Source organism: Mesonia phycicola (assembly GCF_900141885.1).
Taxonomy (GTDB): Bacteria; Bacteroidota; Bacteroidia; order Flavobacteriales; family Flavobacteriaceae; genus Mesonia; species Mesonia phycicola.
On record NZ_FQYY01000006.1, the window covers coordinates 42,618 to 55,542 of the forward strand.

The window sequence follows — 12,925 nt, forward strand, 5'->3', positions numbered from 1 at the left end:
CTTAGGGAGTCTTCAAATTGAAAAAAAAATCAAATAAAAGTGAGCGTTTTAATTGATTTTATAATTTAAATGCATCAAATTTAAAGCATAAAAAAAGGATATTCTGTGTTTAAGAACATCCCTTTTGTGCAAATTGATAATATTAAACAAATATTGGGTTAATTATAACCACGTATTATTTTTCAATTTTTTTCATTTTTTTGTTACCAAATTTCCAAATTAATCCAGCAATAGCAATAGCAGGAATAATTAACCAAGCCCATTCACCAATAAAAGATTCGTGGTGGTGTTCAGATCCTGGATGAGCAAATATCACTTGTGAAGTGATAGCGAAAATAAAGATAGAAAGTGCTTTTTTCATAGTTTATAGTTTTAAGATTTGTTATTGATTTTGTTTATTACCTGAAAAGGAGATTGAAATGTTTTTTTGGCTATTTTTTGTACATCGTCAAATTCAGGTTTCATTTTTTTAATACCAGAAGGTGTAGTGACTTCTTTTACTACTACTTCACCTAGCGCAGTTTGATTTTTCTTTTGAATTCTAGGGAGTTCAATTCTATCTATTTGGTAATACCTCACCCCAATAGTACTGGTATTATCAAACAAATAATTAGATACGTTTTTTAATTTATCTTCTGGGAGAATAACGCTTAACAAAAATGCCAGTCTTCCCTTTTTCATTAATTGTTGTGTAATACTAAAATCTACTGCACCAGATATTAATAAATCTTCTTGAAAATCTGCTCCTAAATATTCTGGAGACATATCATCTATAGAAGCTTCTAATTGTAAATATTTAGATTTTTTATTGTCACAAGAATCATCTTTAAGTAATGATATACGTACCACATTGGCATTGATAAAATCTTTTTTACCTGGGCCGTAAGCTGTTTTAGTAGGAGTATAAGTTGTATTTGTAAAATCTGGATTTAGATATTTTAAAATAGCCGCACCAGTTGGAGTTATTTTTTCTCCTTCTTCGTTACCAGAGTAAATAGGCATACCTTGTAGTAACTCGCCAGTAGCAGGAGCGGGAACAGGTAACATACCGTGTTGTGTACTCACCATACCAAAACCTGTACAAATTGGCGTGCTGTATACTTTAGAAATATTTAATTTATCTATAAGTACAGCGTTTCCTACAATATCTATAATAGAATCTACACCACTAATTTCATGAAAATGAATGGTTTCAAGTGGCATATCATGAATTTTAGATTCTGCTTTACCAATCATTAAAAAAATCTCATGAGCTATTTTTTTTGCTCCTTCACTAATGTGCGCGTGATCTATAATTTTTTGTATATCACTTAAATGTCTATGATTACCGTGGTGATGGTCATGGGAGTGAGTATGGCCATCATGAGTATGTGTGTGTGAATGAGTATGACTGTGTGCTGCAGAATTTTCTTTGTCTAGATTTAAATCTATAACTTCTACGTATTTACAGTTAATACCATTTTTGTCTACTTCTTTAATTTCTATTTTACCATCTGGTAAATGTAATTTTTTAGGTAAATCAATTAATTGCTCATAATCTTCTAGTAATTCAGAAAAAGCACTCAAAAGCATATTACCAGATAGACCCGAAAAAGCTTCTATGTATATTGTATTCATTTTTTTTCTAATAATTTTATCATTCTAAAAGCGCTTAAAGCCGCACCGTAACCATTATCTATATTTACTACAGAAATACCATTTGCACAACTAGTAAGCATAGCTCGTAAAGCAGTTTCACCTCCTTTACCTGTACCATAACCTACAGAGGTAGGCACAGCAATTATTGGTTGAGGTAATAAACCACCCATGACTGTAGGTAATGCCCCTTCAAAACCAGCAATTACAATAAGTATGTCAAAGCTTTTTATTTCTTCTAGTCTATTTAGTAATCTATGAAGACCAGCAACGCCAATATCGTGTATAATTTTTGATTTTACTCCCATATATGCTAACGTGTAATAAGCTTCATGAGCTACTCCAATATCAGAGCTACCAGCAGAAATAATTCCTATTCTAGCAGCTTTCTCTTCGTTATTGTCGATTGCAGAAAGCATAAAAATGCCAGATTCTTCATCGTAGAATGCTGTTTTATACTTCTCTAATAATATTTTTGCTTTATTTTCTTGTAGTTTGGTAACTAATACGTTTGTTTTTTTATCTGAATAATCTTTTAATATATCTGTTAGTAATGCTACACTTTTAGACGCTCCGTAAATTACTTCTTCAAAACCTAAACGGTGTTTTCTATCCTCGTCAATAACAAATGTTTTATCCATTTAATACACGGTTTAATTTTCCAGATACAAATCCTTCTTTATCCATAGTTACTTTGTTAAATCCTAATTTTTTAATCTCTTTAGAAATCTTGTTAAATTTATTTTTTAAATCTTCTATTTCATTTACAGGTACTTCTATAGAAGCTACTTCTTTTAAATGCCTTACACGTACATTTAAAAATCCATACTGATTTAAAATATATTCTGCTTTTTCTATTTGCTGAAGTCTTTCTTTGTTTACGGTAGTACCATAAGGTATTCTAGAACTTAAACAAGGACTTGGTGGTTTAGCTGCAGTTTCTAAACCAAGCTCGTTAGCCATTTCTATAACTTCTTTTTTGGTTATTTTAAGTTCTGCTAAGGGAGATTTGATATGATGATTTTTAGCTGCTTCTAACCCGGGTCTGTAATCCCCTAAATCGTCTAAGTTTGTTCCGTTTAAAATGGTGTGGTTAGGGTATTCTTCTTGTATAATATCTATCATAGCTTCATAAAGATGAGTCTTGCAAAAAAAACATCTGTTAGCAGGATTAGACGTGTAATTAGGGTCACTAAGTTCTTCTGTCTTAATAACTTTTAATTGAATATTGTGTTTTTTGCAAAAATTAGTAGCAATCTCATAATCTTTAGATTTTAAACTTTCAGAATTAGAAATTAAACCAATTGCTTGATCACCTAAAACTAAGTTAGAAACATAAAGAACTAATGATGAGTCTACACCGCCAGAAAAAGCGGTAACTGTACCTTTATGGTTTTTAAACCAATTTTTAAGCAGCGTTAGTTTTGACATTCAGTTAATTTTATAAATAGGTAGTATTTTATTTACCCCAATGATTATAATTAGGCTCTATGTCCTGCTTTATCTACCGTGTAAACTTTGAATTTTCCTGTAGCTTCAGTTTCAAAAACAAAAGGGGAATCTTTAAGTACTTGAGGTTTATGGTCTACTTTACCTATCACTTTATCGTCTAACATAACTTCGTAATGTGAAATAGGGTCTGCCGCCGCATAAGCCGTTTGCCAAGTGATTTTTGTAACTCCGTTTACAGTTTCTTGTTTAAGATCTCTAGGCCCTGTCATATCTATTTTATCAAGCTGAAAGAAATTTGTTCGCTCTCCTGCAGCTTTTGCGGTTTTAGCTTCTATTTCAAGTCTTCTCTTTTCAGACATTGCATCTGGTTTTACTTGAGAGGCATAAAAATTTTGAGTTAATTGGCATTTAAGCGGATCTTCATCTATTTGCCCAATACCTATAATAAGTGTATCTACGCCAGGTGTGGTTAATACGTATTCTATAAGTTCATGACTAGGTAATTCTGCAGAACCTACTTTACGATAGATTTGATCTGGCCTTCTAGAGAATCCAGGCACTTCTTTATACATAGTTCCCGCTCCAAATACTTTCATCCCTATAACACCTAAACCTTTAGCTTTAGCTACCGGAATAACATTGTGTTTCATATTAAAATACAAATGATCGTTAGAATTTATAGACACTAGTAAAGCATCTAATAATCCATATTTATCACGTTGCATAAAATCAATCATAGCTTCAGGATTTTTATGTCCTGAAAAACCAATATGTTTTATTAATTTTTCATTTTTAGGATTTGTTCCTGTAAAATTGGTGCCATCTCTAAAATCTTTTAAAACTACTAAGGCACCAAAGTTTTCATCAGGTTTAATTGGTGTTTCAATACCCTTGTACAAAATATCGTTCTCTTCAATAGCTTCTAAAGCGTGAACCAAAACAATATCTACGTAAGAGCCCTCTGGGTAATATCCATTTCCATCCCCAAAAAGCTGCGTCATAGTTCTTCTTATATCATCTGCCGCAGTTTGAACATTTTCACCATTAGATTTGTTTCGAACATTTTTTAATTCTGGCCATCCTGGTTTTCCCCATCTCATAAGAGTTTTACTAGTTATGGTAATAAACTCTCTAAGTTTTTTATCATAATTTGGTTCTCCCGGAATTAAGTTTTTTTTCTTAAAAGCTTCGTGGTAATGTAATTGACTTAAGTCATAAACATTAGATGTGTCAAAATAATTTATACCTAAATCAAAAGCTTTGGTTATAATAGAAACAGGATCTACATCATCTGGTGTCCATTGTAAAGAGGCTTGACCTCCAAGACCAAGTGTAGTAACTTTATTTTTCATTCTACCAAAATCTCTCATCATTGGTGCAGGAACTTTATCTGAAAACCAACTTGTGGGTGGCAAAAATGTAATACCTGCTGCTGCTGTACTTGATAATGTAATAAAATTACGTCTGGATATTGGATACTTACCTTTCATATTATATCGTTTTTTTTCGAAAACTACCTTTTGTGAGCAACTAATTTAATCATACTCCATCTTTTAGATTTGAAATTTAACGTTATATGTATCTTTTTAACATTAATTTAAGTAATGATATTGATTGTCTTGCATATATAACGGAACTAAAAGAGTTAATATAATGCATAATTTTTAAAATTTTGGGTTCATTTTATGAATATTGCAGTTTAAGTGATTGTTTTTTGCTGAATTTAAAATAGATATGTTAGTCATTTATATTTAAATTATTAAGTAAATAATTGTTTTTCAGTAAATTAACCTTATTTCAAGTAACTTGTTTTACTGTAATTAGATAAGTAAAAGAAAAAACTGTAATAAATAATAAGACAAATATTTTTTTTTGTCTAACAAACTAACAAATTATATATATTTGTCGAAAATTAAACAAAAATAAGTTTAGTGTCGAAAATATCAAAAGACGAATTTGTCAAAAATCAAATATTAGAAGGAGCAAAAGAAGTTTTTAGAAAGTATGGCTATAAAAATGCCAAGATGGAACAGATAGCCAAAGAATCTGGTAAAGGAAGGAGTACACTTTATTATTATTATGAAAGTAAAGAAGCTGTTTTTAAAGCTTTTGTAACAGATTTTAATCAACCGCTTTTTAACAGCTTAAAAACAAAACTTACTCCTACAAATACTTTAGAAAAAAATTGCTTAACCTACATTCAGGCCCATTTTGAAAATACAGCAAATGGTATAGAAACTTATGGAGCTATTTTAAATGATCTTAAGCAAGACATAGGTTTTGTGGCTGCTATTTTATTGCAAATACGTCAACAAGACTTAGATGTTATTAAAAGTTTTTTAGTTTGGGCAATAGAAAAAGAAGAAATTAAACCCATAGAAGAAAGTAATTTAAATTTTTTAGCTACCGTAATTCTTAACACCAAAGAGAGTGTTAAAAAAGAATATTTTATATACGAAACCATTCAAGGTGACCCAATAAAAAGATTAAAGTGGATCACTAAATTATTAATCAATTCCTTAAAATAAAGTTTTAAAAATTTTAAATAGATGAAACGTAAACCATTTTTATTATCTCTACTTGTAGTTTTCTTTTTTGCTTCTTGTGCTAAAAAAGAAACTACTAAAACCATAGACCCTATTGCGGTACAAACTTTAACTATTGGTAACAATAAAAATTCTTCAGCTAAATCAGCTACTCGCTTTTCTGGTACTATCAAAGCAGCAAAAACTACTCAATTAAGTTTTCAGGTTTCTGGTAATATTAGTGACTTTAAAGTAAGTCTTGGAGATTACGTTAACAAGGGAGATGTAATAGCTAGTATAGATGCTACTAGTTATAGAGAACAATATAACGCTCAAAAAGCACAAGCAGAACTAGCAGAAGAAAATTACAAACGTATTAATGAAGTTTATCTTAAAGGTAGTATTGCAGAAATAAGAATGGTAGAGGCACGCTCTAAATACAAGCAAGCCCAAGCTGCAGCAAATGCAGCTTATGAGAGTGTGAAAAAAACACAACTTCAAGCACCATTTTCTGGTTATATAGGTGCTAAAATGATGGAAGTAGGAGATGTTGCTAGCCCAGGCGCACCTGTAGTAGAATTATTAGATACAGATAATATGCAAGCAGTAATTTCTCTTTCAGATCAAGAAGTGAATAACTTTAAAGAGGGAGATACAGCAATAGTTCATGTAGATGCTTTAAATAAAGATTTTAAAGGGACTCTTACAGAAATTTCTGTGCAATCTGGTAAACAAACCCCTATCTATCAGGCAAAAATTACTTTGCCAAATACCAAAAATGCTTTAAAAGCAGGTATGTCTTGTCAGGCAAAATTTACAAATCAACCAGCACAAACAGCATCTTCAACAAAAACAAACACAATTATACTTCCGGTAGAAATAGTATCTATTACAGATACAGGAGCTCATTTTGTGTATGTAGTAGATGAGGCTACAAACACAGCTCAACAAAAAATAATTGAAGTAGGAAGTTTATATGATGAAGGGATTGTAGTAGAGAGCGGTTTAAATACTGGAGATAAAGTAATTTCTTCAGGTTACCATAAACTTACCAATAACACTCCTATAACTTTGATAAGCAAGTAACCTATGAAAAAGAAAGGAAATCTTATAGCGTGGGGAATGGAGAATAAAGCCTTCCCTATTGCTTTAGCATTAACATTTTTGGTAATCGGGCTTATTGGGCTATTTAATATGTCTCGTAATGAGTTTCCAGATTTTACCATAAGAACAGGACTGGTTGTAGGGGTTTATCCTGGTGCAACAGTAGAAGAAGTAGAAACACAACTTACTTCAAAATTAGAAGAATATCTTTTTACATTTAATCAAGTAGATAAAACTAAAACTTATTCTTACTCAAAAGACGGGATGAGTTATGTATATCTAGAAGTTGCCAATAGGGTAAGTAAAGACGAAACTCAACAATTCTGGAATCGGTTAAAGAGCGATTTATTTGTATTTCAGCAACGCTCCGTTCCAGATGGAGTACAAGGTATTATTGTAAATAGTGACTTTGGAAATACGGCAGCGATGATACTATCGGTGCAGTCAGATTCTAGACCGTATAAAGACCTTCAGTTACATGTAGAAGAAATTATAGACGATTTACGCCAAATAGAAGATGTTGCAAAAATTACTCACTCTGGTGGTTTAACAGAACAGATTTCTGTAGAGGTAGATCAGAACAAATTAGCTCAGTACGGTATTAGTCCAGGTATGTTGATGCAAAGTTTGCAAAAACGTGGTACTATTTTACCAGGAGGAACTTTAGAAGGTAAGCAGTTTGATCGTCCTATTCATTTAGATGCATTTTTAAACAATATCACCGATGTATCACAGCATATTGTAAAAACAGATGAAAACGGAAACGTTATCAAAGTTAGTGACATAGCTCATGTAAAACGAGAGTATGAAGATCCAGATTCTTATATACAAACGGGAGGAGAAAAAGCAATGATTATTACTTTAGAAATGGCTAAAGGAAATAATATTGTTCAGTTTGGAGAAGAGGTAAAAGAACACCTTGCAAAATTAGAAACAGAACTGCCATCTGATATAAAAATTAGCACCATAGCAGATCAACCAGTAGCAGTAGACCACTCTATTAGTCATTTTATGAAAGAGTTTGGCTATGCGCTTATGGGAGTAATTATTGTGTGTATGTTCTTGCTACCTTTTCGGGTAGCTTCATTAGCAGCAGCAACCATCCCTATCACCATTTCAGCAACATTAGCAGTGATGTATATGTTAGGTATGGAGTTAAATACAGTAACCTTAGCTGCATTAATTGTAGTACTGGGTATTGTGGTAGATGATCCAATTGTGGTTATAGATAATTATATAGAAAAATTAGATGAAGGTGAGTCCCGTTGGGATGCTGCATATCATAGTGCTAAAGAATTATTTCCATCTGTCTTTACGGCAACTTTAGCTATATCGGCAACCTTTTTTCCGCTAATGTTTTTTATGTCTGGTACGGCAAAAGATTTCTTAAGTACTTTTCCGTTTACCATCTCCATTGCTTTGTTTTTATCTTTAGCCATCTCTATATTACTGGTGCCTTTTCTTAATACAGTATTTATTAAAAAAGGATTACATTCAGATAAAAAGGAAGAGGAAGAAGGCAAAAAGAAAAAATCAATGCTAGATCGTCTTCAAGGCTTTTTTAACAAAAGTGTAGAAAAAGCAATGGAGCATTATAAAATTACTGTATTTGCAGGTGTTTTGGCAGTAATTTTAGGTGGTTATTTATTTTCAAATGTAAGTAAAGAGCTATTTCCTATTGTAGAGCGAGATCAATTTGCAATAGAAGTTACTTTAAACAAAGGGAGTAACCTAGAAGAAACTGCCGCAGTGGTAAATGCTTTTGAAAAAATACTTGATAAAGAAGAAAAAGTAGAGAATTATACCAGTTTTATTGGGGAGAGTTCACCTCGTTTTCATATGGTATATGCCCCAAAATTGCCATCTAAAAATTATGCGCAAATATTGGTAACTACTTCATCTAATGATGCTACCGAAGAAATTTTAGAAGAATACGACACCAAGTATGCTAATATGTTTCCAAATGCGTACTTACGTATGAAGCAACTAAATATGGTAAATAAACCTGCGCCTATTGAGATTAGGTTGTATGGAGATGATATTACCAAATTGCAAAAATATGGAGATTTAGTAATTGATGTTGCACGTAAAACACCACAAACTATTTGGAGTAGAAGCAATTTTGGAGAACAATATGCAACCATAACGGTAGCTATAAAAGAAGACCAAGCATCTCAAGTAGGCCTTACCAAAGAAAATATAGGTAATACCATAGCTATGAATATGGAAGGCTTAAAAGCTACACAACTTTATGAGGGAGATTACGGTATTAATGTAAAAATAAAATCACAAAATAGTGCTACGCAGAGTATATCAGATCTAAATCAACTATCTATTATTTCTCCAAGTACAGGTAAAATAGTTCCTTTAAAACAAGTAGCAGAAGTAAAACCAGCTTGGGAGCAGGAGCAAATTGTAAGACGTAATGGTATGCGTTGTTTAACCATTCGTGTAGATTTAGAAAAAGGTGCGGTAGCAAATGTGGTACTAGATAAAATTAGACCAAAATTAGCAGAGCTAAATATTCCAGAACATATTACTATTGGTTACGGTGGTGAGTTTGAAATGTCTCAAGAAAACTTGGTGCCAATGCAAATTTCATTGCTTATTAGTATTATTCTAATTATTCTTATTCTTATCTGGCATTTTAAATCGTTTAAACACGCTATGCTAAGTTTTATCACGATGCCATTAAGTATACTTGGTGCTGCAATTGGGTTACTATTAATGCAATACCCATACGGGTTTACTTCTTTCTTAGGTATTTTAGCATTATGTGGTATTGTAGTACGAAACGGAATTATTTTAATAGATTTTGCAGATGAACTGCGCGAACATCACGGTAAAAATGTGTTAGAGGCAGCTATACTTTCTGCACAAAGAAGAATGCGTCCTATTTTCTTAACCTCATCTGCAGCAGCAGTAGGAGTAACACCAATGATTATAAGTAGATCCAGTTTATGGGGCCCATTGGGTACCGTAATTGCATTTGGGCTTTTAGTATCTATGGTTTTAACGCTCTATGTATTGCCTGTACTTTACTGGATCTTTTTTAGAAATGATGAGAACAAAGAAAATCTGGAAACAGAGTCAAAAAAAATAAACCAATAAAAGATGAAGGCTTTAAACCATTTATATATAAAAATTAGTGTGTGTGCTGCGTTTTTCTTCGGATTAACCAGCACTATTCAAGCGCAAGAATTAACTTTAGAAGAGGTTACTACTTCTGCATTAGAGTATAGCAGAAGTATTAAAAACGGAAATCTACGAGCAGAACAGGCGGCATTAATAAAACGAGAGGCCGTAGCAAAATACTTTCCAGAGGTAGAAGCAATGGCCTTTGGAGTGTACGGATTTGAAAACCTAATTCCGCCAATTACTGGCATTTTGCCTAATGGTATTGATAATTTCTACGGAATTTCAGCAACTGCTTCTCAAGTTGTTTATGCTGGCGGAAAAGTAAATCTAGCAAATGATTTGGCGCAACTACAAGCAGATAGTAGATTAATAGGTGCAGAAGAATCTAGAGATTCTGTTTTATTAAACGTAGAGTCTAAGTTTTGGCAGTTAATCAAAATTCAAGAACAACAAGAGGTGATTGCTAGTAGTAAAATTTATTTGAATGAATTGTTAAAACAACAAACAGATTTATTAGAAGCAGGCCTTATAGCTAAAAGTCAGTTATTACGTGTTAAAGTAGAAAAAAGCGGGTTATTATTAAAACAAAACGATTTAAATAATAAACGTAAGATCGCTTTGTTAGATTTGGCTTTATATGCAGGTATAAATTATGATACTACTTTAGTAGCAATAAAAGGAATTCATGAAAAAATTACTCCGCCACAATTAAAGTATAAAAATCCAGAACTTGATTTACAAAACAATAATAAATACCGTTTGTTGCAACACCAACTAGATGCAGCAGAGCTTCAAGTAAAGAATGAAAAAGCAGACTTACTACCTAAATTTGCAGTAGGTTTTAGTGCTGCAAAGTTTGATTCTTTTAATACAGATTTAGGTATAGACGTACAACCAATAGCGTTTGGTACATTAAGTATCCCAATTTCTGCTTGGTGGTCTGGTGAAAAACGTCAAGTAGAAGAACGCCAAATTGCAGTCACTATAGCAGAAAATAAACTTAAAGATGGTGAAGATCAACTAACGTTGGGTATTATGAAAAGCTGGTATGATTTACAAAATGCTTACAAGCAAATTCAATATGCAGAAGATAGAGTGTTGTATGCGCAAGAAAATTTAAAATCACAAAAAGATAATTATGATAGCGGACTTAATAATTTAACAGATTTATTAGACGCTAGAAGTACTCAAGAAGAAGCAAAAGCAGCTTTAGTAAGTGCTTATGCAGATTATGAGGTAAAAGAAGCTATGTACTTGTATAGTACAAATCAATTACAAGATACGTTTACAGAAAATTAAAGCCATACAATGTGTTCACTTAAAAAGTCTCTTCCTTAAAAGAAGAGGCTTTTTTGTTTAACTAATATTGAAGTTTAGCTCATTTCTATAAGTAGATGGAGATTTACCTGTAAGACTTTTAAATTTTTTATTGAAATAACTAAAATTGTTAAAACCACTTTCAAAACAAACATCCGTAATACTTATTTGTTTTTCATGAAGAAGTTTTGCAGCGTGTGTTAATCGATATTCATTTACAAACTGTACAAATGTTTTTCCAGTTATTTTTTTAAAATATCTACAAAAAGCAGGTACCGTCATATTAATAAGATTAGCTACTTCTTCTAGAGGTATTGGGCGTTTAAATTCTTCTTTCACAAAATTAAAAACCGTGTTAATTCGGTTATTGTCTTCTAGTTTAGCCTCTAGCATAAAACCTTCTGCATTTAATAATGTATAGTTTTTAGCTTCTTCTAATAACTTTAAAACTTCTAAAAGGCCAAGTAATTTATGATAACTATCGTCGTAACGTAATGCTTGAATTTTAGCTCCAATAGTTCTTTTATATTGTCCGTGAAAAACAATGCCTTTTGCAGCTCTACTAAACAAATTACGAATAGGAGCCATTTCTGGAATATCAAAAAAATATTGCCCTAAAAAATCTGGTAAAAATTGAATAATGGTTTCGTGTTGCCCTTCTTTCATTTGATCTGTAAAACCACAATGGGGTAAATTAGCACCAATCAACAATAAATCGCCATTTCTATAATGAGAAACATGGCTACCTATTTGGCGTTTACCAGAGCCTTTGTTTACATAAACCAGTTCTAATTCAGGATGATAGTGCCAAAACTTTTCACTTTTGTTAGGGTTATCTTCACCAAAATATTTATAAGAAAAAGAGCTACCAAATAATGGTTCTACTTTTTCTAAAATAGGTTTGAAATTTTTTTTTGCAGGCATATTGCGATTATGAAAATAAAATTGACAATTAATTATCAATATACTAAAAATAAATGATTTTATTATTATGTGTGTAATTGATTGTTACTTTAATGTTACGAGTTTATTAAGGGTTAATATAGAACATATTTTAGCGATTTGCGTGCTAAAATTAGCTCTACATCCGCTTTATATTTGTAATGTAATAATCAAGTAAAAATTTTATTAACCATTAAAGCTAAAGATTATGCAAAGAAGAATGAAAACATTGGTATTTACATTATTACTTATTGTAGGATATAATGTACAAGCAGCGAAAAATTTTGATGTAGCCGTAGCTGAAAATCAAATTTTAATGGTAGAGTTAGATGATGCTCAAGAAGGAGATATGTTGACTTTATTAGATGTAGACGGAAAAGTACTTTTTAAAGAAGCTCACTTAAATAATAAATTTCAAAAAAGCTTAAGTTTAGAATTAGTACCTGATGGTACTTATTTTCTTCACTTAGAAGATGAAAGTTCTATCTATGCTAAACAAATTGAGAAAAAAAATAATACGGTAACTATTAAAAGTGATTCTCAAATATTTTTTAAGCCAAACTTTAAGCAAGTAGATAAGCAAGTTAAAGTATCTTTTACTAACCCAGATCAAAAAAATATTCAGGTATATATTTTTGATGCTAATGGAGAAGTAGTAACTACTTTAGTAAATAATGATTTAGTTCTTAAAAAAACATTTGATTTTTCTGCTGTACCAGCTGGAGATTATATGTTAGCTGTATTTTCTGGAGACAGAAGTTACTATAGAACGGTGAGTACAAAATAAGACCTTTTTTTACCCCAAATATACC

At 31.6% G+C, this 12,925-nt stretch carries 11 protein-coding genes; 5 read left to right on the forward strand and 6 right to left on the reverse strand.

All coding sequences use genetic code 11. From position 1 onward, the window contains the following. Positions 1-175: 175 nt before the first annotated feature. The 5 genes from BUC03_RS09830 to BUC03_RS09850 are packed head-to-tail and all read right to left on the reverse strand — an operon-like array spanning position 176 to position 4,577. A complete protein-coding gene (locus tag BUC03_RS09830; protein ID WP_073151135.1) occupies positions 176-361 on the reverse strand; it encodes a hypothetical protein in 186 nt (61 codons plus the stop codon). A gap of 11 nt (positions 362-372) precedes the next feature. Next, positions 373-1,617, reverse strand: a complete 1,245-nt coding sequence (gene larC, locus BUC03_RS09835) for a nickel pincer cofactor biosynthesis protein LarC (RefSeq protein ID WP_073151138.1) — start codon at positions 1,615-1,617, stop codon at positions 373-375. Further along, entirely contained in the window at positions 1,614-2,276 is a 663-nt protein-coding gene (gene larB, locus BUC03_RS09840; RefSeq protein ID WP_073151140.1) for a nickel pincer cofactor biosynthesis protein LarB, read from the reverse strand. The genes larC and larB overlap by 4 nt, the downstream gene beginning before the upstream one ends. After that, entirely contained in the window at positions 2,269-3,066 is a 798-nt protein-coding gene (larE, locus tag BUC03_RS09845; protein WP_073151143.1) for an ATP-dependent sacrificial sulfur transferase LarE, read from the reverse strand. Before larE ends, larB begins: the two co-directional genes overlap by 8 nt. Positions 3,067-3,116: 50 nt before the next feature. Beyond that, entirely contained in the window at positions 3,117-4,577 is a 1,461-nt protein-coding gene (locus BUC03_RS09850; RefSeq protein ID WP_073151145.1) for an aldo/keto reductase, read from the reverse strand. Between the two features lie 441 nt (positions 4,578-5,018). Here BUC03_RS09850 and BUC03_RS09855 point away from each other — a divergent pair, with 441 nt between their 5' ends. Genes BUC03_RS09855 through BUC03_RS09870 form a run of 4 tightly spaced genes read left to right on the forward strand, consistent with a single transcriptional unit; the run spans position 5,019 to position 11,153 of the window. Beyond that, complete coding sequence (locus BUC03_RS09855) at positions 5,019-5,615, forward strand: TetR/AcrR family transcriptional regulator (protein WP_073151148.1); 597 nt, start codon at positions 5,019-5,021, stop codon at positions 5,613-5,615. Positions 5,616-5,636: 21 nt separating this feature from the next. Beyond that, complete coding sequence (locus BUC03_RS09860) at positions 5,637-6,698, forward strand: efflux RND transporter periplasmic adaptor subunit (RefSeq protein ID WP_073151151.1); 1,062 nt, start codon at positions 5,637-5,639, stop codon at positions 6,696-6,698. Between the two features lie 3 nt (positions 6,699-6,701). Then, positions 6,702-9,827, forward strand: coding sequence for an efflux RND transporter permease subunit (locus tag BUC03_RS09865; protein ID WP_073151153.1), 3,126 nt, complete (start codon positions 6,702-6,704; stop codon positions 9,825-9,827). Between the two features lie 3 nt (positions 9,828-9,830). Next, on the forward strand, positions 9,831-11,153 hold the full coding sequence (locus tag BUC03_RS09870) for a TolC family protein (RefSeq protein WP_084112893.1): 1,323 nt from the start codon (positions 9,831-9,833) through the stop codon (positions 11,151-11,153). Between the two features lie 57 nt (positions 11,154-11,210). Here the strand turns inward: BUC03_RS09870 and BUC03_RS09875 are convergent, their stop codons facing one another. After that, positions 11,211-12,095: an AraC family transcriptional regulator gene (locus BUC03_RS09875; protein WP_073151156.1), complete on the reverse strand. Its 885-nt coding sequence runs from the start codon at positions 12,093-12,095 to the stop codon at positions 11,211-11,213. Positions 12,096-12,321: 226 nt separating this feature from the next. Between BUC03_RS09875 and BUC03_RS09880 the strand changes: the two genes are divergently transcribed. Beyond that, the gene (locus BUC03_RS09880) at positions 12,322-12,900 is read left to right on the forward strand and encodes a T9SS type A sorting domain-containing protein (RefSeq protein ID WP_073151158.1); all 579 of its coding nucleotides are present in this window, start codon (positions 12,322-12,324) and stop codon (positions 12,898-12,900) included. Positions 12,901-12,925: the final 25 nt, after the last annotated feature.